Annotated in this window: 21 protein-coding genes and 2 pseudogenes; 16 read left to right on the forward strand and 7 right to left on the reverse strand. The window is 55.8% G+C overall.

Annotated features, from left to right (window positions below):
• The first annotated feature begins 136 nt into the window (after positions 1-136).
• A complete protein-coding gene (gene proS / locus RUA4292_RS06445; protein ID WP_058276849.1) occupies positions 137-1,477 on the forward strand; it encodes a proline--tRNA ligase in 1,341 nt (446 codons plus the stop codon).
• Positions 1,461-2,354, forward strand: coding sequence for a glycosyltransferase family 2 protein (locus RUA4292_RS06450; protein ID WP_058276850.1), 894 nt, complete (start codon positions 1,461-1,463; stop codon positions 2,352-2,354). The genes proS and RUA4292_RS06450 overlap by 17 nt, the downstream gene beginning before the upstream one ends.
• Positions 2,355-2,359: 5 nt before the next feature.
• On the opposite strand, the gene RUA4292_RS06455 is transcribed toward RUA4292_RS06450, so the two are convergent.
• Positions 2,360-2,710, reverse strand: a complete 351-nt coding sequence (locus tag RUA4292_RS06455) for a hypothetical protein (protein ID WP_058276851.1) — start codon at positions 2,708-2,710, stop codon at positions 2,360-2,362.
• Between the two features lie 335 nt (positions 2,711-3,045).
• Between RUA4292_RS06455 and RUA4292_RS06460 the strand changes: the two genes are divergently transcribed.
• From RUA4292_RS06460 to RUA4292_RS06470, 3 genes are all read left to right on the forward strand, one after another.
• A complete protein-coding gene (locus RUA4292_RS06460; protein WP_158506975.1) occupies positions 3,046-4,032 on the forward strand; it encodes a DUF6492 family protein in 987 nt (328 codons plus the stop codon).
• Positions 4,033-4,096: 64 nt separating this feature from the next.
• Complete coding sequence (locus RUA4292_RS06465) at positions 4,097-5,392, forward strand: lipoprotein-releasing ABC transporter permease subunit (RefSeq protein WP_058276881.1); 1,296 nt, start codon at positions 4,097-4,099, stop codon at positions 5,390-5,392.
• On the forward strand, positions 5,385-6,071 hold the full coding sequence (locus tag RUA4292_RS06470; protein ID WP_058276853.1) for an ABC transporter ATP-binding protein: 687 nt from the start codon (positions 5,385-5,387) through the stop codon (positions 6,069-6,071). Before RUA4292_RS06465 ends, RUA4292_RS06470 begins: the two co-directional genes overlap by 8 nt.
• Here RUA4292_RS06470 and RUA4292_RS06475 read toward each other — a convergent pair.
• Positions 6,055-6,492 carry a DMT family transporter gene (locus tag RUA4292_RS06475; RefSeq protein ID WP_058276854.1) on the reverse strand — a complete coding sequence of 146 codons (438 nt, stop codon included), beginning with the start codon at positions 6,490-6,492 and terminating at the stop codon, positions 6,055-6,057. The two genes, RUA4292_RS06470 and RUA4292_RS06475, sit on opposite strands and share 17 nt — an antisense overlap.
• A 92-nt stretch (positions 6,493-6,584) precedes the next feature.
• Between RUA4292_RS06475 and RUA4292_RS06480 the strand changes: the two genes are divergently transcribed.
• Entirely contained in the window at positions 6,585-6,983 is a 399-nt protein-coding gene (locus tag RUA4292_RS06480) for a c-type cytochrome (protein ID WP_058276855.1), read from the forward strand.
• 3 nt (positions 6,984-6,986) lie between these two features.
• Here RUA4292_RS06480 and RUA4292_RS06485 read toward each other — a convergent pair whose 3' ends face one another.
• Positions 6,987-7,679 (reverse strand): hypothetical protein, encoded by a 693-nt coding sequence (locus RUA4292_RS06485; protein WP_058276856.1) that lies wholly within the window; start codon positions 7,677-7,679, stop codon positions 6,987-6,989.
• Positions 7,680-7,720: 41 nt separating this feature from the next.
• Positions 7,721-8,383 (reverse strand): DNA-3-methyladenine glycosylase I, encoded by a 663-nt coding sequence (locus tag RUA4292_RS06490; protein ID WP_058276857.1) that lies wholly within the window; start codon positions 8,381-8,383, stop codon positions 7,721-7,723.
• Between the two features lie 415 nt (positions 8,384-8,798).
• On the opposite strand from RUA4292_RS06490, the gene RUA4292_RS06495 reads away from it, so the two are divergent.
• From RUA4292_RS06495 to RUA4292_RS06525, 7 genes are all read left to right on the forward strand, one after another.
• The gene (locus RUA4292_RS06495) at positions 8,799-9,749 is read left to right on the forward strand and encodes an ABC transporter substrate-binding protein (protein ID WP_058276858.1); all 951 of its coding nucleotides are present in this window, start codon (positions 8,799-8,801) and stop codon (positions 9,747-9,749) included.
• A 10-nt stretch (positions 9,750-9,759) separates the two neighbouring features.
• Positions 9,760-10,809, forward strand: a complete 1,050-nt coding sequence (locus RUA4292_RS06500; RefSeq protein WP_058275679.1) for a quaternary amine ABC transporter ATP-binding protein — start codon at positions 9,760-9,762, stop codon at positions 10,807-10,809.
• A complete protein-coding gene (locus RUA4292_RS06505; protein WP_058276859.1) occupies positions 10,806-12,872 on the forward strand; it encodes an ABC transporter permease in 2,067 nt (688 codons plus the stop codon). Before RUA4292_RS06500 ends, RUA4292_RS06505 begins: the two co-directional genes overlap by 4 nt.
• Before the next feature lie 108 nt (positions 12,873-12,980).
• The gene (locus RUA4292_RS06510) at positions 12,981-13,646 is read left to right on the forward strand and encodes an NnrU family protein (RefSeq protein WP_058276860.1); all 666 of its coding nucleotides are present in this window, start codon (positions 12,981-12,983) and stop codon (positions 13,644-13,646) included.
• A gap of 72 nt (positions 13,647-13,718) precedes the next feature.
• Positions 13,719-14,240, forward strand: coding sequence for a DUF2478 domain-containing protein (locus tag RUA4292_RS06515; RefSeq protein WP_058276861.1), 522 nt, complete (start codon positions 13,719-13,721; stop codon positions 14,238-14,240).
• Positions 14,241-14,326: 86 nt separating this feature from the next.
• Positions 14,327-15,574, forward strand: a complete 1,248-nt coding sequence (locus tag RUA4292_RS06520; RefSeq protein WP_058276862.1) for a D-arabinono-1,4-lactone oxidase — start codon at positions 14,327-14,329, stop codon at positions 15,572-15,574.
• Complete coding sequence (locus RUA4292_RS06525) at positions 15,571-16,692, forward strand: alanine racemase (protein WP_058276863.1); 1,122 nt, start codon at positions 15,571-15,573, stop codon at positions 16,690-16,692. Before RUA4292_RS06520 ends, RUA4292_RS06525 begins: the two co-directional genes overlap by 4 nt.
• Before the next feature lie 7 nt (positions 16,693-16,699).
• On the opposite strand, the gene RUA4292_RS06530 is transcribed toward RUA4292_RS06525, so the two are convergent.
• Positions 16,700-16,930 carry a PX domain-containing protein gene (locus tag RUA4292_RS06530; RefSeq protein ID WP_058276864.1) on the reverse strand — a complete coding sequence of 77 codons (231 nt, stop codon included), beginning with the start codon at positions 16,928-16,930 and terminating at the stop codon, positions 16,700-16,702.
• Positions 16,931-17,005: 75 nt separating this feature from the next.
• On the reverse strand, positions 17,006-17,983 hold the full coding sequence (locus tag RUA4292_RS06535; protein ID WP_058276865.1) for a hypothetical protein: 978 nt from the start codon (positions 17,981-17,983) through the stop codon (positions 17,006-17,008).
• 702 nt (positions 17,984-18,685) lie between these two features.
• Between RUA4292_RS06535 and RUA4292_RS06545 the strand changes: the two are divergent.
• The 3 genes and pseudogenes from RUA4292_RS06545 to RUA4292_RS06560 all read left to right on the forward strand — a co-directional run.
• A pseudogene (locus tag RUA4292_RS06545) lies at positions 18,686-19,168 on the forward strand (IS30 family transposase); the annotation flags it as partial.
• A gap of 503 nt (positions 19,169-19,671) precedes the next feature.
• Entirely contained in the window at positions 19,672-20,775 is a 1,104-nt protein-coding gene (locus RUA4292_RS06555) for a linear amide C-N hydrolase (protein ID WP_058276868.1), read from the forward strand.
• A 908-nt stretch (positions 20,776-21,683) separates the two neighbouring features.
• Positions 21,684-22,001, forward strand: coding sequence for a type I restriction-modification system subunit M N-terminal domain-containing protein (locus RUA4292_RS06560; protein ID WP_233493371.1), 318 nt, complete (start codon positions 21,684-21,686; stop codon positions 21,999-22,001).
• 3 nt (positions 22,002-22,004) lie between these two features.
• Here RUA4292_RS06560 and RUA4292_RS06565 read toward each other — a convergent pair.
• Positions 22,005-22,747: pseudogene (locus RUA4292_RS06565) on the reverse strand (IS3 family transposase).
• Between the last annotated feature and the right edge of the window lie 113 nt (positions 22,748-22,860).

Here is a 22,860-nt window from a genome sequence, read left to right on the forward strand (position 1 = left end):
ATTGAAAACCCTGACTGGCGGGTCAATCAAAAAACCGACTGGCCCGAGGTCGCAAATTAACCAATGCATGATTGCCCCCGGCGGGGCTTTGGCATAAGCAACTTTGAAGTCCAAATTCACCTTCAAAGGTTCACCAATGCGCCTCAGCCGTTACTTTCTGCCCGTTCTCAAGGAAAACCCCTCCGAGGCCCAGATCGTCAGCCACCGGCTGATGCTGCGCGCTGGGATGATCAAGCAAGCTGCTGCCGGAATTTATTCATGGTTGCCGCTGGGTTTCAAAGTGCTGCGTAAGCTGGAAAACATCATCCATGAAGAGCAGGCACGCGCTGGCCACATCGCGATCCAGATGCCCATCATCCAGTCGGCGGACCTGTGGCGCGAATCCGGGCGGTATGATGACTACGGTCAGGAAATGCTGCGCATGAAAGACCGGCATGACCGGGATATGCTGTTCACGCCGACTGCCGAAGAACTGGTCACCGACATCTTTCGCGGTCATGTGAGCAGCTACAAAGACTTGCCGCTGACGCTGTACCAAATCCAGTGGAAGTTCCGCGACGAAATCCGCCCCCGTTTCGGCGTAATGCGTGGCCGCGAATTCTATATGAAGGACGGCTACAATTTCGACCTGACCAAAGAAGACTCGCTGCACGCCTATAACCGCCATCTGGTCACCTATCTGCGCACGTACGAGCGCATGGGTCTGCAAGCCATCCCGATGCGAGCCGATTCCGGCCCTATCGGTGGCGACAACACGCACGAGTTCCTCGTTCTGGCCGATACAGGTGAATCTGAGGTGTTCTATGACAGTGCAGTCACCGACCTGACCTTTGGTGATCGTCAGATCGACTATGACAGCCACGAGCAGTGTCAGGCCATTCTCGAAGAGTTCACCTCGAAATACGCGCGCACGGATGAAACCCATGACGAGGCGCTGTTCAACCAAGTCCCCGAAGAGCGTCGCCGTGTGGCGCGTGGGATCGAGGTTGGTCAGATCTTCTACTTTGGCACCAAGTATTCCGAAGCCATGGGCGCAACTGTTCAAGGCCCCGATGGAAAACCGGTTCCTGTTCACATGGGCAGCCACGGTATCGGCGTCAGCCGCCTGATCGGCGCGATCATCGAGGCCAGCCATGACGACAAGGGCATCATCTGGCCCGAAGGCGTGACGCCGTTCCATTGCGGTATCGTCAACCTGAAACAGGGTGATGACGAGGCTGACGCCGCCTGTAACAAGATCTACGGCGCGCTGACTGCGCTGGGCCTCGACCCGTTGTATGATGACCGAAAGGAACGGGCAGGGGGCAAGTTTGCCACCATGGACCTGATTGGTTTGCCCTGGCGTATCACCGTTGGCCCGCGCGGTCTGAAAAACGGAGTGGTCGAACTGACCTGTCGCCGTACAGGCGAAAGCGAGGAGATGTCCCCCGAAGCCGCCGTCACCAAGATCGCCGAGATCTATGAGCGCATCGCCTGATACCTCAGACGCGCCGCTGATCTCGGTCATCACCGCGACCTATGACCTGCTATCGCAAGGACGGCAGGACAGTTTTCGCGAGGTGATCGAGTGCATGGCGCGTCAGAATTGCGACCGGGCTGAGCATATCATTCAGGATGGGGCATCGACCGATGGTACGGTCGAGGTTTTACAGGACCTGACTGCGGACGCAGCTCGCACCCGGCTGATAAGCGAACCGGATGCCGGTTTGTATGACGCGATGAACAAGGGCGCGAAGGCCGCGCGTGGGAAATATCTGTTGTTCCTGAACTCGGATGACTCGCTGGCATCCGACGACATTTTGAACATCGTCGCTGATCGGCTTGAAGCGACACAGCCGGCTTTCCTGTTCGGCTCGACCCTGCGCCGGTTCGAGGATGGGTCGGAAAGCCGAGAGAAACGGATGTCGCTGACTGCGATTCTGCAGCGGATGCCGTTCTGTCATAACTCTGTGTTGCTGAAGCGGGATGTGTTTTTGGCGCTGGGCGGACATGACACGCAGTTTAGCGTCGCGGCCGATTACGATCTGATGTTACGCCTTTTGACCGAAGGGTATCAGGGCGAGCGCATTGATGATCCGATATCCATGTTCTGGGGCAGGGGCGTCACCAGCGATGATGACGCAACAGCGGAAGACTACGCCCGTGTCTGGATGAATTACTACGGCGGGTACAGGTCGGCCGAAGGCCTGACACAGTCCGATTTCGCTCGATATTACCAACGCGGTCACATGCCCGTGGCGCTGATCCTTGAGCGCTTGTTAAAGCCCGGCACGTCGGATGCCATCAAAGCCGCCGCGCGCCATAGTCTGTGGAAGACGACGCACCGATCCGTTCAGTTCTGGCGCAGCTTTTAGGCGCGTCAGGCCGTCGGTCGGGCGGTCAGAACATCTCCGTCTGCCTCATGGCCCCGTGCGACAACGACTGGACGGCCCAGCCGTCGCACCAGATCCCTGAACTCAAGGCCCAGAAAACGCAGACCGCAAATCCGGTCTCCGGTGGTTTGATCGGTTAGGCACATCCGTCCATCCCGGAAGACGAGGCGATACCCCTTGTCGTTCAGGATGTCGGTCAGACCAGCCCAGCTTGCAGCGCTGGTAAAGATCGGAAGGATCGTTGCACGCAGTAGAACTGCGGATTCATAATCCAGTTCTGTTGATGTTTGTCGGACCGAAAATGCGTCCGGTTGTTCAGTTTCAATTCGAATACTCATGAGCGACCCCCGCTCCAAAAATGTATTTCCCCACAATCAGGGTGACAAAATTTCCAAAAATAAGCAAAATGCGAAATAAAATTGCGATAAGAATGTTGCATTTTGAGGTCAGTTTGCCTCGCATGCTCACATTAACTTCATACCTGAAACAATGCCGGGCTGTCTGTGAAGAGTGCAACAACCAGAGGTAAATTTTAGCGAATAATTATCTTCTTTAGTTTGAGTGACCGTTTGACCAGTGGCCCTACTGATTCGCTTTTTCGAGGCTTTGAGAGTGAATTTGACCGCGCCGAAATTACTGATAAACCGAGCAAAACGATGAAAGGGCCTGCGCTGTGCTGAGTTTCGTAACCGTCGTGTATTCTAGGGACTTTCCCTTGCTGGAACTTCAGGCGCTGTCTTTTGCCCGTTTTGTCGATCCGGACATGGTTTCGTCTATTCACGTGATCATGAATGACTGCGCCGAAGATACGCTCAGGGCAAAAATCGAACCCCTTTTGGCTTCATACGGCCCACTGCGATCCAAGGTTCAGGTCCTGGGCGGCGATGACCTGTTGTTGCAGCCCGGACAGTACGCGCGGCGATCCTTGTCGGATCGGATCCTGATCGAAAACCGGTTTCGTATTCCCGGCATTCGCAGGCAGGGGTGGCGTGGGTCCAACGGGTATCGCAGTCAGCAAGTTCTGAAGCTGGGTGCCGCGCGCGTTGCGGCGTCCGAGAACATGGTTATCCTGGACACCAAGAACGTCTTTCTGCGCAGCTTTGACCCGACTGAGTTCTTTGCTGACAATGGTGCGGCGCGTATCGCTTTCATCGACGTCCAAAGCGATTACCACCGCAATTGGTTGGTCGAGAGCCTTGATGCACTGGGCGCGTCCGGTACCGACCTCAACGGGTTAAAGACCACGACATTTGCGACCCCTTTCGCGATGCGCCGATCCTTGGCCTTGGCGCTGTTGGACGAGATCAATGATCGCTACGGTTCGGTTCAGGCGCTGTTCGGATCGCGCAGGCGACCGTCCGAGTTCATGTTGCTGAATGCGTTCTGCCTCAAATCGCCGGATGGCTATGCACAGTGGTTCGAGGACCACGCGCAATGCAATATCGGGTTCTGGCCGACCTATTCGCCCGAGGAAATGGCATCGCAGTTGGCGATGCTGGATGATCCCGCTGCATTGACGTTGGGTCTGCATAACCGCGCCTTGTCGCTGTTGCCCGGCGATCTGCGGGATCGTGTGTTTTCCGAGTTGGAAGACAGGGGTATTTGTACCCGACCGCGCGCCGAAGAGGTGCTAAACCGCGCGGCAACGCTGACCGGCTGACAACCGGCTTGACCATCCGGTGAAATGCCGAAAGGGTCGCGACAACAAAATAACCGGAGCAGGCATGGCCAGAACACCCCCGCCCTTTGCCCCATTTGAGTGGAAAATCGCGTGGCGTTACCTGCGCGCGCGCCGTGCCGAAGGTGGCGTGAGCGTTATGACGTGGATTTCCCTGATCGGGATCACGCTGGCCGTCTTTGCCCTGATTGCCACTCTGGCCGTCCGTTCTGGATTTCGGTCCGAATTTGTTGGCACGATTCTGGGCGCAAACGCCCATGTGACTGTGTACTCCGCCGGAGAGTTTGATGCGCAGGGGCGCGTTGACCGCACAATCGCGGAATATGAAGAGATGACCAGCCGGATCGCGCAGGTTCCGGGCGTGGAACGCGCGGCCCCGCTGGTCAAAGGACAGGTCCTGATTACCAATCGCGATCGCAGCAGCGGGGTCGAGGTCTTTGGTATCCGCCCCGACGACTTGCGCGATCTGCCCGGCGTCGCGCAAAGCGAACAGGCTGTCGGTGATCTGACCCAGTTTCAAGACGGTGAGGATGTGATTGCCATTGGGTCCGGTGTGGCGCGCAGCATCGGAGCGACGGTTGGTGACACGGTCAAACTGACCTCACCCAATGGGGTGAAAACCGCCTTTGGGACGTCTCCACGTGTGAACGCTTATCAGGTGGTCTATGTGTTCTCGGCCGGGCGGTATGACATCGACCGCACCCGCGTTTACATGCCGTTCACGCAAGCTCAGAGCTTTTTTAACCGTGACGGTGTGGCCGACGAGATCGAAGTGATGGTTGAACGGCCCGAGGAAATGACCCCGGTTCTGATCCCCATCCTCGAGGCCGCAGGCGGGCGCAGCCAGATCTGGACGTGGCAGGATGCTTCGGGCGGATTTCTGCGTGCGCTCGAGGTTGAGGACAATGTGATGTTCATCATCCTGTCGATCCTCGTCTTGATCGCGGCAATGAACATCGTGTCGGGCCTGATCATGCTGGTGAAAAACAAGGGGCGCGATATTGGTATCCTGCGCACCATTGGCCTGAGCGAAGGGTCGATCCTGCGGGTCTTTTTTATCTGTGGTGCGTTCACTGGCATCATCGGCACCGTTATGGGGGTGATCCTCGGTTGCCTGTTTGCCATCTACATCGACCCGATATTCTCCTTCGTGAACTACGTCATGGGTGGCGGCGTCTGGGATCCGTCCATTCGCGGCATCTATTCCCTACCCGCCGAGTTGCACCTTTCAGACGTTCTCAAGGCGATTGGGCTATCGTTGGGACTGTCGTTCATTGTCACCTATTTCCCGGCCCGCCGCGCGGCGCGGCTGAACCCGGTTGAGGCGCTGCGCTATGAATGATCTGACGATGCGGCTGAACGGTTTGACCAAGACCTACCTCAAGGGCACTCCGGGCGAGGTGCAGGTGTTGCGTGGGGTCGATCTGGAATTGCGCGCAGGTGAGGCTGTGGCTTTGGTCGCGCCATCTGGCGCAGGCAAATCGACACTGTTGCACATTGCCGGACTACTGGACAAACCAGATGAAGGATCAGTTGAGATCGCGGGCCAGAATGTAGCGGGCAGGGGGGATCGAACCCGTACAGCGCTTAGGCGGCAGGACGTTGGGTTCGTGTACCAGTTCCATCATTTGTTGCCCGAGTTTACCGCGCTGGAAAACATCACCCTGCCGCAACTGGCTAACGGTGTATCCGAAAAGGCTGCACAGGACAGGGCGATGGCCTTGCTGGACCGCGTTGGAGTGGCGGCACGTGCAAAACACCGCCCCGCCGCCCTGTCAGGGGGCGAGCAGCAGCGTGTTGCGTTTTGCCGGGCCCTGGCGAACAAACCACGCGTTTTGCTGGCGGATGAACCGACCGGTAACCTGGATCCCGAAACCTCGGATCAGGTATTTGGTGCTTTGATGTCGCTGGTCCGGGATGAAGGGCTTTCAGCGTTGATTGCCACGCATAACATGGATCTGGCTGCGCGAATGGACCGTATACTGCGACTGGAGGCGGGTGTTCTTAAGCCAGTTGAGTGATGGCGACACCGGCCGCCATCACGGCTATGCCCCCGGCCCGTATCCATGTCAGCGGCGTGACCTGAGCACCAAACAGGCCAAAATGATCGATGGCCGCCGTGCTGATCAGCTGTCCCAGCAGAACAAAGAACACTGCGTTGCCGACCCCGAAATGGGGGGCAACATGCGTGATCGACAGAACATAAAACGCAATCAAAACACCGGCCAGCAACAAGTGTTTCGGGGCTTGGGCCACTTTGGATAGCGCTTCCATTCCTGGAAACAGCAGCATGACCAGGGCTGACGCCAGGAACGCGATGGCAAACAGGACTACGCCAGCGGTTGTCGGGGACCCGATCAGCTTGCCCAGTGCGGCATTCAAAGCCGCCAGAATCGGAACGCCGATCCCGGCCGCCAGCATAATGGCTGCGTATTGTGTCATTGCCCGTATCCTCCCGCTTCGTTGATCTGGATCATTGCGCCAAGCCGCCCGGCGGGCAAGCCTGCAAATGTCAATCGTGACAGGAGGATGCGATGATCAGACCGATGTTCAGAGCCGTTTGTGCGAGTGTAGCTGCGTTGGCGTCTCAGACCATGGCGCAGAACGTTGAAACCGGTGCCGAACTCTATCAGCATTATTGTGCGACTTGTCATGGGATCGATGCGACCGGGCATGGGCCAATGGCTGGTGTGTTGGTGATACAGCCGACTGATCTGACCCAGCTGGCATCCGGGGATGGAGTATTCCCAACAGCCCGTGTTGTGGCGCGTATCGACGGGCGTGTTCCCTTGGTCAGTCATGGCAGCCCGATGCCGGTTTACGGTCCCTATTTCGACGGGCAGGATACCACGATGAAAACCCAAGACGGTCAGCCGATCCTGACCAGTCAGCCGATTGTGGATCTGGTGGCTTATCTGGAGACGCTGCAATAAGGCTTAGCCTTCGCGGCAAATCCCTTCGACCTTCGCTCCGCTCCACGGAATGACAACGGCACGCTCGCGCTGCGCGCCAGGCAGCGGTGACAAGTCGAAATGCGCGCCCAACATGTCATGCAGGCGCTGGGTCCGCGGTGCGGTAGGGTCCAATGCCCGGCAGCAGACGTATTCCTCGACGATCGCCCCCTGTTGTTCGAATCCATAGGATAGAAAATCAGGCGATGTTTGCAGGTCGAACAAGTACGGGTCCTTGCTTCCGCCATGTTCGGCGGCGGCTCGCATGGGATGGTAACCAGTGGACTGGCGGTTCTGCCATTGCCAGACGTGGGTCAGTTCGTGTGCAAGCAACATCCCGGCAATCAGGTCCATCTGTTCCGGGAAATCGGACATATAGTCCTCAAGGTACCAGTCCTTGTTAAAATAGACCTTATTGAACAACGCAACAGCGGCGGGTTTCGCGGTTACGACCCCTTCTCCGGTTGGTGGCAGGATACGTTCCCGACAGGCCAGGCGCGGCCGGTCCTTGCGGTAAAACGTGATCGGCGTTACCGGCGCACCTTCGACAAGTCGCACGCGATCCAAATCCAGCGTGTCGCCTTGAACGGCACTTGCAAATGCGCGTTCCTGATCCGTCAAAGGGCGACCACAGGCAGCAAGCAAAATTAATAGCGTCATCAAAATACGAAAGGCCATAATCAAAGCCTAATGCGAAGTGCCCGCGCTGCAACCCGTTTTCACAGGCTCATCGCCAAAACCCTGCTGATTTCGGTCAGCGACCGGCCTGATTGATCCATCCATGTATTAAAGGCCTCTTGCACCGCAGCCATCGCCTTTTTCGAGGTCGCGGGTTTATCGACCACCCCTTCGGCAATCAGCCGCGCGGTCACATCTTGCGAGAGGATAAAACTGTCACGCCCTGCAAATCGCATGGCGTATTGGGCCGAAGCCCCGCCCAGACGCGACCCTCGCTTGCCCAGCATCGCCAACAAACCGACATAATCCTCAGATGGCCAACCGCCAAGAACTTGACCCACACCGCCTTCATCACGAAGCTCCAGCAAAAATGCGGCATTGTCACGAACGGTCGCGATCTTGGTCCCGTTGCGCACAATGCTGGTATCCTGCAGCAAGGCGTCGAATTTCTCATCATCCATGAAGGCGCAGCGTCCAACATCGAAACCGTCAAATGCGATTTCAAACCCGCCCCACTTGTTTTCGATGACCTTCCAGTTGAACCCCGCCTGAAAAATAGTCTTGGTAATAATCGACAGCCAGCGATCTTCCGGCATCTCAGTAAGCTCGGCCAGGCTTTTGGGTTTGCTCAATTTTTCGTTCAACGCATCCGGGCCACCATGGCGATTGGCAGCCATTACAAAAATTTCATCGAAATGATGCATCAATCATGACCTCCACCGATAAAGTTGCCTGTTGAACGCTTCGTTGCAAGGTCTCAAAGAGAGTGAAGCTTTGGACATTTGGTGCGTCTGAGATCAAAAAAATGCAGAAAAATTGAACATTGAGCAAAGAAATGCTCGACAAAACAGGGGATTCGGGTTTGTGATTGACTCGTCAATCAAAGACCTGCGCCAGATATTTGTGTTAAGCAAAAACGCGCGCGATCAGTACAACGCAGCGAGTGGGGACTTGCGGCTTAATACAAGGCGAAAAATTCCGCCTTTGTTCAAAGTGTTCACTTCCCTTTTGCGGCCAATATTGTGCATGTTGCGACATGGTATTGTCGTCTGTCCAACCTTCCGGCGCGCACCTGTGCGCTGAGGTGGACGAAAAACAAAAAAGACAGGGAGAATGTCGATGAAAAAACTTAGTGTCAGCCTGTTGGCTATGATGGTAGCCGGTTCCGCTTACGCCGCCGATATTGGTGCCGTGGACGAGCCGATCAAACTGGCGATCAACGAATGGACCGGTCAGCACGTAACGACCCAAGTGGCGGGCGAGATGCTGAAAGCCGCGGGTTACAACGTCGAATATGTGACCGCTGGTATGATGAACCAGTTCCAGGCAATCGCGGATGGCGACATCACTGCGACGCTGGAAATCTGGTCGTCAAACGTCTCGGACGAATACGCCAAGAAAATCGACGAAGGCACCGTCGTCGAAATCGGCGATCTGGGTCTGGATGCCAAGGAAGGCATCGCTTATCCGGCGCACGTGGCCGATCTGTGCCCCGGTCTGCCGGCATGGGAAGCGCTGAAGGATTGCGCGCAGGTCTTCGCGACCGCTGAAACTCTGCCCGGTGGTCGTCTGGTCGACTATCCTGCCGATTGGGGTACGCCCGGCGCTGACCGTATGACCGGTCTTGAACTGCCGTTCAAAGCTGTGCCTGCCGGTTCCGAAGGTGCTCTGATCGCCGAATTGCGCGCCTCGACCGAGCGCAAGTCGCCGCTGCTGATCACTTTCTGGCAGCCGCATTGGGCGATGTCGGCCTATGACGTTCAGTTCGTTGAATTGCCTGCCGGTGAAGAAGCTTGCTTTAATGATCCGGCCTGGGGACCGAACCCGAACGCCGTGAACGACTGCGATTTCTCGCCCTCGCGCATCTTCAAAGCCAGCTGGAACGGGATGGAAGAAAAATGGCCCGCGGCCTATGAAATCCTGTCCAACTATCAATTGGCGGTCGAGGACCAGCAGCCGATGATGGGCGCGATCGACGTTGACGGCGGTAAAGTCGAAGAAGTTGTCGCCGAATGGATGGCTGCGAACGAAGACAAATGGCGTCCGGTTGTTGACGCGGCAACGCAGTGAGTTCGCATAAGTGACTGATGCGAATACGCCAGCCATTACCTGCCAGAATCTCTGGCAGGTTTTTGGTCAAGGCGCAGACAAAGCCCTGACCGACGCGCTGTCTCGGTCAGGGAATGACGCAGACAAAGCCGCCACCGATCTGCGCGAACAAGGGTTCATCCCGGCTGTTCAGGACGCAAATTTCGAAGTCAAAGAGGGCGAGCTCTTCGTCATCATGGGGCTGTCGGGATCGGGCAAGTCCACACTGATCCGCTGTATCTCGCAATTGCTGCCGGGCACGGGCGGCGAAATCCGTGTCGACGGCGAAAACGTTATCGGCGCGTCGAAGAAAGCGCTGACCGAATTGCGGCGCAAAAAACTGGGCATGGTGTTCCAGCATTTTGGCCTGTTTCCACACATGACTGTTGCGGACAACGTGGCCTATCCACTGCGCGTATCGGGCGTCGGCAAAAAGGAACGAATGGCCCGTGCGCAAGAGGTCATCACTCTGGTCGGACTGGAGGGGCGCGAGGACAGCTACCCGCGTCAGCTTTCCGGTGGTCAGCGTCAGCGCGTGGGAATTGCACGGTCTTTGGCGGTGAACCCGGACATCTGGTTTCTGGACGAGCCGTTCTCGGCCCTCGACCCGCTGATCCGCCGACAGCTGCAGGACGAATTCCTGCGCATTCAGGCGACGCTGAAGAAATCCATCGTCTTCATTACTCATGATATCCAAGAGGCGCTGAAACTGGCCGACCGCATCGCCATCATGCGCGATGGCAAGATCGTCCAGATCGGAACGCCGACGGATATCGTATTGCGCCCCGTAGATGATTACGTGCGCGAATTCTCGAAAGACGTGGCCAAGGGTCAGCACGCCAAGGTTGCCTCGGTCATGCGGGACGAGTCTGAACGTGGCCCGGATGATCCTGGCCTGACAACCTCGATGACGCTAGACGCCGCGTTGGCGCATTGCATGGAGCTTTATGAGCCCGTTCCTGTGCGAGATGAAAACGGCAATATTGTTGGCACGGTTCATCCTTCTGATCTTGCCGCCGCCCTTCAGGTGGATGAGACATGACTGCCGTGTCAGACATCCCCAGCAACAGCGCGATCCAATTGACGGTTGGCGCGAAGGCGGCATTAATCACAGTCGTTGTCGGCGCGATTTGCCTTGCGTTGGAGGGTCTTGCGCCTTGGCTGGTCAAATGGCCTACCGCCTGGGAATTGCCCGCAACTGAGTGGGTTGGCGCGTTTTTGGACTGGTTTCTGAACGGCATCAAACCAGCGATGCGGTTGTTTTCCGATTTGATGGCATATCCCATGAACGGGGCCAATTTCGTATTAGGTAATACACCATGGCCCATCCTCATCGGTCTGGTAACGGCACTGGGCTGGTTCCTGGGCGGATTGCCCATGGCGGCGTTGGGTTTCTTTGGGCTGTGTTTCGTGCTGGCCTCGGGCTACTGGGCCGAGAGTATGAATACGCTGGCGCTGGTTGCCGTTTCTGTGCCCGTCGCGTTAGTCGTCGGCGGTGCCATCGGCATCCTTGCCAACGAGGTGCCGCGCGTGAAGTCCTTTGTTCAGGCGGTGTTGGACGTGATGCAGACGGTCCCGACTTTTGCCTATTTGACCCCGCTGTTGCTGTTGTTCGGCTTTGGTCCGGTCGTAGGGCTGATCGCTTCGGCCATCTATGCGGCCCCGCCAATGGCGCGCAACGTGATGCTGGGTCTGGAACGGGTCGAGCCCGAGATCAAAGAGGCCGCCATCATGTCCGGCGGCACGCGGTTTCAGCAGTTGTTTCAGGTCGAAATCCCCGCAGCGGCGACGCAGATCATGGTGGGCGTAAACCAATGCCTGATGGCCGCCCTTTCGATGGTCATCATCGCCGCCGTTATCGGCGGGTTCAACGATATCGGCTGGGAAGTTCTTCTGACCATGCGCAAGGCGCAGTTTGGTGAGTCGCTGATGGCCGGTCTCGTCATCGTGGTCTTTGCCGTGGTGATCGATCGGATGAGCGGTACGTTGGCGACCGAGCGTAAGCGCTATGATCCACGCGTTGTCTGGGCGGTGTTGGGCTTTACGGCTCTGTTCACCGTCGCTTTCTGGGCATGGCTGCCGAACCCGTCCGAACTGACCTTGCTGGACCCGATGGCCGAGGCTGTCGATAGCGGCCTGACTGCGTTCACGCAGGCTAACGGTCCATGGCTGGATGCGCTCAAGAACAACTCGTTGTTCTATGTTCTGTTGCCACTGCGGATTGGACTTGATCAGGCGGTTTTGCCCTTCACATGGGGGTTCCAATGGACGGCTGAGATGAGCTTTGGCCTTTTCGCCGTCGGCGCGGTCATCGCCGCACTGATGGCATGGCGCGGTCACCTTACGGGCGGTTTGATCGTGCTGATCCTGATCGGAATGTTGGAAACTGGTATTGCAAACCTGCCATGGCCTTTCGTTCTTACCGGCGCTGCCGCGCTCAGCTATGTCGCGGGCGGCTGGCGTCTGGCGGCGCTTTCGGTGGGCTTGCTGTGCACCATCCTTGTTTCCGGCCTGTGGGAACGCGCCTTACTGTCGCTTTACCTCAGTGGGGCTGCAGTGTTTTCCTGCGCCGTGGCAGGCGGCTTGATCGGACTGGCTAGCGCGGTATGGGCGCCGGTCTGGAAGGTCGTTCGTCCAATTTGCGACATGCTGCAGACGATCCCGCTATTCGTGTTCCTGATCCCGGTGTTGATGGTGTTCCAGATTGGCGAGTTCTCGGCCTTTCTGGCGATCTGTGCCTACGCAATCGTCCCGATGATCCGCTATACGCGGCACGGGCTGGTCAACACACCGGACGAGATGATGGAGGCCGCAATCTCAAGCGGTGCGACTGAGTGGCAGATCATGCGCGACGTGCGCGCGCCATATGCTGCGCCGACGATCCTGCTGGGGCTGAACCAGACCATCCTTTATGCCTTTGCAATGCTGGTGATCGCGGCGCTGATCGGGACCACCGGTCTGGGACAGTCGATCTATCTTGCACTGGGGCAGGCGGATGTGGGTCTGGGCATCTCGGCCGGTGCTGCTATGGCGATTCTGGCGCTTGTTGCCGACCGTATCGTACAGGGCTTTGCCGAAGAACGGCGCAAAGCGCTGGGGCTGTAAATTGGGGCAGGGGCGGCGCGTCCGCCCCTTTTGCCCTGCACTTGATTTTAGACAAAGACCGGACAGGGTTCGGGACGTAGACCGCGCGTAACACGTTCGGAGAATACGATGACTGGTTGGGCCTTCTTCCTCGCAGCACTGATTACCTTTCTTCTCAGCCACGCCATCCCGGTGAGGCCGGGTGTTCGCGGACGGTTGATCGAATTGTTGGGGCGCAGGGGGTATTTCGCTGCTTATTCAGCACTTTCCTTACTGGTGCTGGCATGGCTGATCGTCGCCGCGGCACAAGCGCCTTACGTTGAGGTCATACCACCGCTTGCCATTTTTCGCTGGGCACCACTCTTGGTGATGCCGATCGTGTGTTGGCTGGCGGTTGCAGGCTTGTCGATCCAAAACCCGTTCTCTTTTGGCGGGATGGGGCGCCGCGCCTTCGATCCTGAAAAACCGGGCATTCTGCGGACAACGCGCCACCCTATTCTTGTCGCCTTAATGCTGTGGGCCGTGGCGCATCTGCTGGCCAATGGCAGTCTGTCACACGTGATCCTGTTTGGCCTTTTTGCCGGTTTTTCTGTCTTAGGCATGGCCTTGATCGACCGCCGTAAACAACGCGATATGGGTATGGAATGGACTCGGTTGTCCCGCAATACAGGTCGTCTGTCGCTGCGCGCGCCGCGTCCTTGGCCGCGCCCTTGGGTCTGGTTTGTTGCTATCGCCATCCTCATGGCCCTGCTTCATCTGCACGCGCCTGTGATCGGGTTGTCACCACTGCCGTAAAGCAAGAGAGTGGCCGCGCGAGTACTTGCGTGCTATCTGGAATGTCACAAATCTGTACTTAGGGGTCCTTAGATGCATCTGGCCTATGTCACTACCACCGACCGCGGCGCAACCGATCGTCTTTTAAGCGCGGTTGCCGAACACCTGCTTGCGAAAGGCGCGAGCCTTGCGGGTGTGGTTCAAACCAACACCGAATGCGCGGATAGCAGCAAATGTGACATGGATGTTCGCGTTCTGCCCGAGGGTGAGACGATCCGTATCTCGCAATCCCTTGGTGAGCAGTCACGTGGTTGTCGTCTGGATCCTGCCGCGCTGGAACAGGCCGTCGGATATGTGACCTCTTCGCTGGCCGACGCGCCGCAATTGCTGATCATCAACAAGTTCGGCAAACATGAGGCGGATGGGCGCGGTTTCCGCCCCGTAATTGCCGAAGCTTTGGCGTTGGATGTTCCCGTTCTTGTTGGTGTAAACGGTTTAAACAAAGAAAAATTCGACGCGTTCACAGGTGGTGCTGCCGAACAGATCGCACCTGATCTTGAAAGCATCATTGCATGGTTCGACCGTGTTACTGCGCAACGTGAGGCCGCGGCCTGACAAAGCTCTCGTTGGGTAAGCTTCTGTTTTCCTGACTTGTTTCGTGTCGCATGTGCTGCAATCCTCTCCCTCGGAGGAGACAGTGCATGTGGACCAACTGGGCCGGAAACCAGCGCACGGATACGCCAATTGCGCGCCCGACGTCGATTGCTGAACTGCAAAATGAGATCGCGCGACCCCAAAGCCTGCGGGTCTTGGGTGCGGGGCATTCCTTTACGCCAATCGTGGCCGGTGGTGACCGGATCGTGGACTTGTCGGATTTGGGCCTGCCAACGCTTGGCGATGCCTGGCAGGATCGGGTGTGGGTTAACGCAAATGCGCGGTTGCGGGATCTGTCACCGGCTCTGACGGACAAGGGGATGGCGTTCCGCAACCTTGGGGATATCAACGCGCAATCTCTGGCTGGTGCGGTGTCGACCGCGACCCATGGGACCGGGCGGGACTTGCCATGCCTAGCGGCAGAAATCACCGCAGCTCGGATGATTGGAGCAAGCGGAGATATCCTGACCACGGATGATATCCCACTTGAGATGGCGCAGGTCAGTATGGGGATGTTGGGCGTCCTGACCGAAGCGCAAATTTCGGTCGTTCCGAAATACAATCTGCGACGACAGGTCGGGTTTGCCTCGGTCGAAGAAACTCTGGCCACGATGCACCAGAAATGGGCGGAGAACCGGAATTTCGAGTTCTTTTACATCCCCTTTACCGGAAAAACTGTCGAGCTTCGTCACGCCATCATCGATGCCGCCGAAAGCAAGGCACCGCGCGATTTGGATATGATCGCTGTAAAGGTACTGAAACTTGCGCGCAACGCCGGGCGGATCAGTGCGGGTTTGCGTCGTGCATTGCTCAAGATGCTAACAATGGCGCAGTCAAACGAGGATTACGTCGGCGAAAGCTGGCGGGTTTTGTGTAGTGACCGGCATATTCGTTTCAAGGAAATGGAATACCATCTGCCGCCAAATGTGGCTGGGGATGTTCTGCAAGAGGTTCTGACACGCTTGCATCGCGACCATAAGGACATCTACTTTCCGATCGAGGTGCGCCAGACCGCTGGTGACACGGCGTGTCTGTCTCCGTTCCAGGGTGGGCCGCGCATTTCCATGGCCATCCACACCGACGCAGCCGAGGATCATAAACGGTATTTCGAAGCCATTGAGCCGCTATTTGTCGAAGCAGGGGGCCGCCCTCATTGGGGCAAGATGCACAATCTGACTTACAAAGACCTGTCCGTAATGTATCCGGATTTTGACCAGTTTTGTGCGTTGCGCGAACAGCTCGATCCACAGGGTAAATTTCTGACGCCCTCGCTTGCTCGGTTGTTTCGGCCATGAACGCAGCAGCCTTGAAAGCTCTGTCAAATGCCCTGCGATCACACGGGGTCGACAAGCCCGTCGTCGTAGTGGACTTAGACTTTTTGGACGCCAATTGTGTTGTCGCGAACAGAGTTGCTGACGCTGGGCTGGCCCGCAGGCTGGTCGCCAAGTCTCTGCCCTGCCTTCCTTTGTTGGATTTCATTCGCGAGCGCATCTCGACCTCTGGCCTGATGACGTTTTCCGAACCGATGTTGCAGGCGCTTTTGACGGCCGAGGCCGATACGGACCATCTGATCGGCAAGCCCTTGCCTGTCAGTACGGCTGCAAGGCTACTGACCACCAATCCCGATGCGGCAAGGCGCGTTCAATGGTTGATCGACACCCCAGCTCGGCTTGGGGAATATCTGGCGTTGGCTTCAGATTGCCAGACGTCACTGCGTTTGTCTTTGGAGCTGGATATCGGCCTGCACCGTGGCGGGCTAAATTCTCAGAATCTCGCAAAACTTGCCCAACAAATAATGGCGCACCCATACGGACAGCTTGCCGGGGTCATGGGGTACGAGGCGCATTTGGCGAAACTGCCCGGCATTCTGCGCAACCGCGCGGTTCGGGCCAGCGCAGATGCGTTCAACACAGCCGTCGCCGCTTTGCCGCGTGACGAGGATGGGTTGTGTCTGAACATAGGCGGCAGCCTGACCTTTCAATCCTACCTTGCCGAGGGGTCCGCGAACGAGGTCGCATTCGGCTCGGTCCTGGTAAAGCCCAGCGATTTTGACCACGCCACGACGCAGGCGTTTGAACCAGCCGCGTTCATCGCGACACCGGTTCTGAAAGTAATGCCGGGAAACGCATTGCCGGGACTTGAGTTCTTGCCGAGACAAAAAACGGATATTGCGATCTTTGGTGGCCACTTCCTTTCCCAGCCGGTATTCCCTGCAGGATTTGGCTATTCAGCGGTCTTCGGCCGTTCAAGCAATCAGGAAGTGTGGACAGGCCCGCGTTCGGCAGACGTATCGCCGGGCGACATCGCACTGCTGCGCCCTGATCAAAGCGAGGCTGTGCTGAATCAGTTTGGCACCATTCTGGCCGTCCGAGGCGGGCAGGTGGTTAGTGAATGGCCATGCCTGCCTAACTAGGCGTCGCTTAATCTGCAAACAGGGCTTCGGCGGCGCGACGCGCCTCGGGGTCGCGCTTGATTTCTTGGTTGTAAGGAAGTTCGGCCAGTTCGGGCACCGACTGACGCAGGATCGCCGCGTTCAGCTCTCCGTTCCGGCGCAGGGCAGGAGTAATGCCCATACTGCGTGAGATCAGATATCTGTCATTGAACGGATTGAGCGTAAAGTGACGCGGCATCCCGTTCAGCCCGGCACCCATTGTGTTTGGAAGGATGTTCTCAAGAAATGATAGGTCAAACGCGTAGCGGTGCGTTTCCGGTGGCAGCGTGTCAAGCTAAGTCATCACCTCACGTTGCCAATAGACAGTGGGTAGAATGCCATCAGGCGCCCTTAAGCGCAGGCGCCGCACCAGATGTGGAAACCGAAACGCATCCTGCCCTTTCCACTGATTTGCACGGTTCATGTCCATGACATTTCCACGCATCGAAATCTCGGCATCAGGCAGGAATTCGTGTGCCGCTAGTTCACGATACCCCATAGTCGATGTATGTCCGCCCGTACGAAGCCCGAACAGCTTTTCCTCGAGGCTCAGTTCATCCGACGGGCCGTGTTCTTCAGCCAGTTTCATGCCATCAATCCGTTTGGGCTCAAAACCAAGCTTCTGCCCGATTTTCTGGGCAAGCAGACAATCCAGCGATGACAGATAGTTAATCCGGCGTGTATAAAACGCACTGACATGTTCAAGGTGCTCCTTTGCCGACGCGACCAGTGCCCGGCTGTCATACCCACCTGTAATCGGAATGGCGGACCGGAAAGATCGCGCAAGTGCACCAACTGTCGCCCCGAGACGTTTCACTATTTCTGATGCAACAGCGTCAATATCTGAATCTGCGGTAAACGGCGCGTCCGATTGGGGCCAATGGCGATGTTGCTGATACCGGTCCAGGGTCAGCGAATGACTTGGTCGGACCAGCCGCAAATCGCGGTCAGCAGTGAAGCCTAAAGAAAAGTTAGTTGCCCCCGACATGACGTCCTCGGCCCGGATATAGCGTCCGGGTGCGATGGGCCGGTCCAGCGCCATGAAAGGTGATGAGCCGATTAGGCCCGTCTTCGGGTCATAGAAACTGGAAAACTCCAGTGTAGGATCGAAATATAGCCTTTGTTCGCGCCCGAGCCTGCTGAATATGACAAAGCGCCCGGCCAGGTTTTCAAGCCAGTCTTCCAGATCGCGCCAAGTCGGATTGGAACCAAGATCGACCAGTTTATCGTCTGCTATGACCGTTCCGGTGTCGACCGCGATCCGCAGAATCAACAGCTGTAGGCCGGCATCGGCGCAATCGGGTTGCGCAACGTTTAGCCGAGGACTGTGATGAAATTTGAACGGGGTAAACTCAACTGTATTCTAACCTTCGGGCGCTGCTACACTGTCCGATCCTACCGCGTATTAATGTGGAAAAACATCATCGAACGGAATGCCAACATCCTGCGCTTCACGTATTGCCTGTAGCATTTATTCTCCACATCGGATTGATCCGCAAAGCCCTGACTTCGCTGGGTATCCTGCCGTTCGTTGTTTGCGATCAGATTAACCGGAGGCGATTTGCACTTCCAGTGGCAAGACCGCTGATCCGTCGCGCAGCGTTCCGCCGATGTCAACAATTTGCAACAGAGCCCCGCGATCGAAGGCCAGCGCACGCGAAAGTGCTTGGATTGAGCGATCTGCATGTGATTGGAAAGTGGTGGTGGACGCAGTCCAGAGCGAACCGGTCTCCGCCGAATTTTCCCTGTTAACAGGGAGTTTACAGGGAAAATTGGAAGAATCCGGGTGATTTTAACGGATTTGGCCCGGAATATTCGTGTTAGAACAGTGATTTAGACGCGATTTCCCTGCTCCGCGCTAACAGGGAATTAAATTCGCGGAACAGGGAAAGACTTCAGAAGAGCAGGGAAGCGATGTCGCTAAGCAGGGAAGGGGATGTCATGCCGCGTTTTTGACGCGCTAGCTGGGGTGTCAGAGGCCGAGGATCGTGCCGTGCCAGGACACTGGGAGGGAGATCTGATTGCGGGTTCCGGCAACAGCTTCATCGCCACACTGGTTGAACGCCACACCCGGTTTGTGATGCTGGCCAAGGTCAGCAACAAAGACAGCCACAGCGTCATTCAGGCGCTCATCAAGCAGTCTCGCAAACTACCAAAAGAACTGTATCGTTCTCTGACATGGGATCGTGGAACAGAAATGGCCGGGCATAAGACGTTCACCCTGGCGACGGATATCGATGTCTTTTTGTGTGAACCACACAGCCCATGGCAACGCGGCACAAACGAAAACACCAACCGCCTGCTGCGACAGTACTTCCCAAAGGGCACGGACTTGTCGATACATAGTCAGGCAAAGCTCAGTGCTGTCGCAAGGCAGCTCAACGAACGACCTCGAAAGACGCTCAACTACGAAACACCAGCCGAGCGTTTCAATGCATGTGTTGCATCGACCCATTGAGACCGCCCCGCGTTGCGGACCTCCGCCGAATTTTGACGAACGTCCGCTGCTGACGAAAGCGGCCGTTAATGGTCGATGATCTGCGGTTAAGTCCGTGAAGGTCGGCTTACCGATGTAACCGGACCTTAATCCTAATGCGAGCAAGGTCCGAGTTGCGGGACTAAGTTAGCGCGGAGAAAATCACCTTGATTGGTCGACCGTGCCACGGCAATGCCCGCGGCGGTGCAGCACGACTTCCCGAAACCGGACATTCAAATCGTGAAAATGGCCAAAACTCAATCCGGCCGTTCGCTGCGCTTCTGTTCTATGTCTCACATGCGGACTTGCCCGACGTTCGCACCTAATGTGTTTATCCACCCGAATGGCCAAATCATTGTCATTCACGATCATCGCAGCGAATGATGGCTTTGAACTTGAATCTTGCATGTCAGCTGTCATTTCGATCCGATTCAGTTTCGCTACCGTAACTAAAACAGCGCAAGGTTAAAAAAGGAAGTAGGCCAATGAAACAAGTTAGTGTTCTGAAACTAAGTAAGCTTGTGAGTTCGGCGTTGTTGGCCGTGGCTATAACGACTCAATGCGCCTTGGCATGCACAGGAATCGTTCTTAAGTCGGCAGACGGCACAACAGTGCCTGCGCGGACCATGGAATTTGGTTTTGACATTCAGTCAAATATTTTTGCGGTTCCATCCGGGACATCGATTGAAACACTCGGTTTGAATCCTGATGTGACGGGCTTCGCGTACGAGGCAAAATACGGCTTTCTAGGTGCAAACGGATTGGACATGCCAATTGTGTTTGATGGCGTTAACACAGAAGGCTTATACTTTGGCGCTTTTTACTTTGCCGGTGACGCGGTATTCTCTGAATTGACGGGTGAAAATCGCGACCGTGCCGTTTCATCCGAAGAAATGGGAAACTGGATTCTTGGCCAGTTCTCCACAGTCGCTGAAGTTAAAGCGGCACTTCCATCCATTGACGTCGTGGGTACGTACGTGGCCGAAATTGACGGATTTGCGCCGTTTCACTATGCGGTGACAGACTCAACGGGCGCCTCAATTGTTATTGAGTACACCAAGAGCGGCCTTACAGTTTATGACAACACAGTTAATGCTGTCACAAACAACCCATCTTACGATTGGCACCTGACCAATCTCAGAAATTATGTTGGCCTCCAAAGTGAAAATCGCGGTTTGATGACAGTAGGCTCAGAAAACATCGCGCCATTCGGACAAGGCAGCGGCCTGTTGGGCTTGCCGGGTGACCATTCATCTCCAGCTCGATTTGTCCGAGCTGTTGCTTTCGCGAACACATCTCTTCCGTCTGATGACGTTGACGACGCAATATTTAAAGCATTCCACATCTTGAACGTTTTTGACATTCCAAAGGGCTCTATTCGCGAGGCAGTTGGCGATGGCATACACACTGACTACACACTATGGACGTCAGCAGCTGACACAACCAACGCGCGTTACTTTTATAAAACGTATTTGACCCAAAGCGTTGAGAGCATTGACGTTAAAAAAGCTGTGTCGTCGATAAAAGAGCCTACAACGCTTATCATGGAAAGTGGTTTCAAGGTCCGTGACAGAACGGGTGAGTTTTAATATCGATGACTGGTAAATTTCTTTTTTTGATTGCCCGATTGGTGGAGTCGGCTCCGCCAAGGGCATCTGAGGCAAATGCGACAGCATCGAAATACGAACCCCGTAATTGACGGTCAAATTTTGGTCGCAACCGGTACTCACTACCTCATGAGATCGAAGACTTAGGCAAAATATCTGCCCGCTGTAACGACTGCTCCGGGCTCGAAGCAGTCGTTTGCTGCACTTTGCGCGAGCGTCTGTTAAATTACGTCTTACCGGTCGTTCTGTCATACTCGAACTTGAGGCTTTGAAACGCCAGATCCTATTCTTAGTGTGGTATATTTAGTGGTATGAGTTCTACAATATATTTTTTTATCTTAATATAACAGATATTTACAAAAAATATATAGTTGCTCCTCGGTCCGCCACTGGTTTCCCATAAAGATCATATGCTTAAGGCGCAACGACCGCTTGATCATTTCGAGTGGTTTTACCGCAAGGCAACTTTGAGGCAACCGCGCTGGGTGAAATGTGGTGTTTTTCACCCCATCTCTCAGATTCCGCTGGGCAGGAGCGGAATAACACTCTCGGTGCTTTTTAGCAGGTATCCGAAAACTCGGTAACATCCTCAGGGACAAAACTCAGGCAGACTTGAAGCACATAAGGCGGCCACTTACGCGAGAGCGCACTCTCTGTGCGCGCCCCAAAAACCTTACTGTTATCAGGTTAACTAAAACTGTACTACGGAAGTCGCTCACCGACTGCCGATTGAAGCTTCAGGAGTTGATGTGACTAAGAAAGGTGCATAGCTGCCATTTGCAAACAGCCAATTGAATCCTCTCCAGAATTAACTCATGGTCCCGGCAAAGCAACAATTTGAGTGGAGAAGCGCCGAGCGTTTTTTTTTTGGCTCTGCGGCGCAGTCGTTAATGAACCAACTTACACAATCCGAGATCAACAAGGCCGCATGGGGAGCGTGTGATACCTTTCGTGGCGTAGTCGATCCGTCGATCTACAAGGACTATGTCCTGACGATGCTGTTCCTGAAATACGTCTCTGACGCGTGGAAGGACCATAAGTCGGGCTATGAGGCACAGTACCCAGACAATCCCGAGCTGGTCGCCGCCATGATGGAGCAGGAGAGTTTCAAGCTCCCTGAGGATGCGTCCTTCGATGCCATCCATGCCCGTCGTCATGAGGCTGGCAATGGCGAACGTGAGCAGCCCTATCTGACGGGTCCAACGTGATTGTTAGTGCATGATCGGCCTGTGTTCCATCGGGATGATGGTTTCTGGTGCCGGAGGGCGATAACCCAGTGCACTGTGTGGTCGTTTGGTGTTGTAGTGCTTCCTCCATTCTTCGATGATGATCTGCGCTTCTCTGAGCGAGTAGAAGATTTCCCCGTTCAACAGCTCGTCCCTCATGCGACCGTTGAAGCTTTCACAAAATCCGTTCTCCCAAGGCGAGCCTGGTTCGATGTATGCCGTTTTGGCTCCGACAGCTGCAATCCAGTCGCGAACCGCCAGAGCAACGAACTCAGGACCGTTATCTGAACGGATGTAGGACGGTGTGCCGCGCAGAATGAACAAATCCGTCAGAGCATCGATCACATCCGCCGAGTTTAGTTTTCGCTTTACCCTGATTGCCAAGCACTCCCGGCTGAACTCGTCGATGATGTTCAACGTCCGGAAAGGTTTCCCATCATCGGTGCGACAATGCACGAAGTCATAGCTCCAGACATGATTGCTATGTTGTCGAGCGTCAGGTCTGATACCGCACGCCTGAGCCGCTCATTTTCCTTCTGAAGCCGCCTAAGTTCCTTCAATTGGTCTACACCCATTCCGCCATATTGCTTGCGCCAGCGGTAATAGGTTTGCTCCACAACGCCGATCTGTCTGATCGCATCCAGACGCGGCATCCCTTGCCCCATCAGAACTTCAACCTGCCGCAACTTCGAGACAATTTCTTCCGGCTTCGGTCGCTTGTTTGCCATTCTTGGTCCTCCGTTTCCTAATCTTAACGGTGGGCCCATTCAAATGGGGAGGCTCACTTCCTTTACGAAGTCGCTAAGTTATTGATTTTGAATCAAGTGGAAACCGGAACGCG

It is taken from the genome of Ruegeria atlantica (assembly GCF_001458195.1).
GTDB classification, from domain to species: Bacteria; Pseudomonadota; Alphaproteobacteria; order Rhodobacterales; family Rhodobacteraceae; genus Ruegeria; species Ruegeria atlantica.

Excerpts from the sequence above, each read along its gene's own strand:
- proS (WP_058276849.1), top strand. The coding sequence starts at position 137 with ATGCGCCTCAGCCGTTACTTTCTGCCCGTTCTCAAGGAAAACCCCTCC.
- RUA4292_RS06450 (WP_058276850.1), top strand. The coding sequence starts at position 1,461 with ATGAGCGCATCGCCTGATACCTCAGACGCGCCGCTGATCTCGGTCATC.
- RUA4292_RS06455 (WP_058276851.1), bottom strand. The coding sequence starts at position 2,710 with ATGAGTATTCGAATTGAAACTGAACAACCGGACGCATTTTCGGTCCGA.
- RUA4292_RS06465 (WP_058276881.1), top strand. The coding sequence starts at position 4,097 with ATGGCCAGAACACCCCCGCCCTTTGCCCCATTTGAGTGGAAAATCGCG.
- RUA4292_RS06470 (WP_058276853.1), top strand. The coding sequence starts at position 5,385 with ATGAATGATCTGACGATGCGGCTGAACGGTTTGACCAAGACCTACCTC.
- RUA4292_RS06475 (WP_058276854.1), bottom strand. The coding sequence starts at position 6,492 with ATGACACAATACGCAGCCATTATGCTGGCGGCCGGGATCGGCGTTCCG.
- RUA4292_RS06480 (WP_058276855.1), top strand. The coding sequence starts at position 6,585 with ATGATCAGACCGATGTTCAGAGCCGTTTGTGCGAGTGTAGCTGCGTTG.
- RUA4292_RS06485 (WP_058276856.1), bottom strand. The coding sequence starts at position 7,679 with ATGGCCTTTCGTATTTTGATGACGCTATTAATTTTGCTTGCTGCCTGT.
- RUA4292_RS06490 (WP_058276857.1), bottom strand. The coding sequence starts at position 8,383 with ATGCATCATTTCGATGAAATTTTTGTAATGGCTGCCAATCGCCATGGT.
- RUA4292_RS06495 (WP_058276858.1), top strand. The coding sequence starts at position 8,799 with ATGAAAAAACTTAGTGTCAGCCTGTTGGCTATGATGGTAGCCGGTTCC.
- RUA4292_RS06505 (WP_058276859.1), top strand. The coding sequence starts at position 10,806 with ATGACTGCCGTGTCAGACATCCCCAGCAACAGCGCGATCCAATTGACG.
- RUA4292_RS06510 (WP_058276860.1), top strand. The coding sequence starts at position 12,981 with ATGACTGGTTGGGCCTTCTTCCTCGCAGCACTGATTACCTTTCTTCTC.
- RUA4292_RS06515 (WP_058276861.1), top strand. The coding sequence starts at position 13,719 with ATGCATCTGGCCTATGTCACTACCACCGACCGCGGCGCAACCGATCGT.
- RUA4292_RS06520 (WP_058276862.1), top strand. The coding sequence starts at position 14,327 with ATGTGGACCAACTGGGCCGGAAACCAGCGCACGGATACGCCAATTGCG.
- RUA4292_RS06525 (WP_058276863.1), top strand. The coding sequence starts at position 15,571 with ATGAACGCAGCAGCCTTGAAAGCTCTGTCAAATGCCCTGCGATCACAC.
- RUA4292_RS06530 (WP_058276864.1), bottom strand. The coding sequence starts at position 16,930 with ATGGGTGCCGGGCTGAACGGGATGCCGCGTCACTTTACGCTCAATCCG.
- RUA4292_RS06555 (WP_058276868.1), top strand. The coding sequence starts at position 19,672 with ATGAAACAAGTTAGTGTTCTGAAACTAAGTAAGCTTGTGAGTTCGGCG.
- RUA4292_RS06560 (WP_233493371.1), top strand. The coding sequence starts at position 21,684 with ATGAACCAACTTACACAATCCGAGATCAACAAGGCCGCATGGGGAGCG.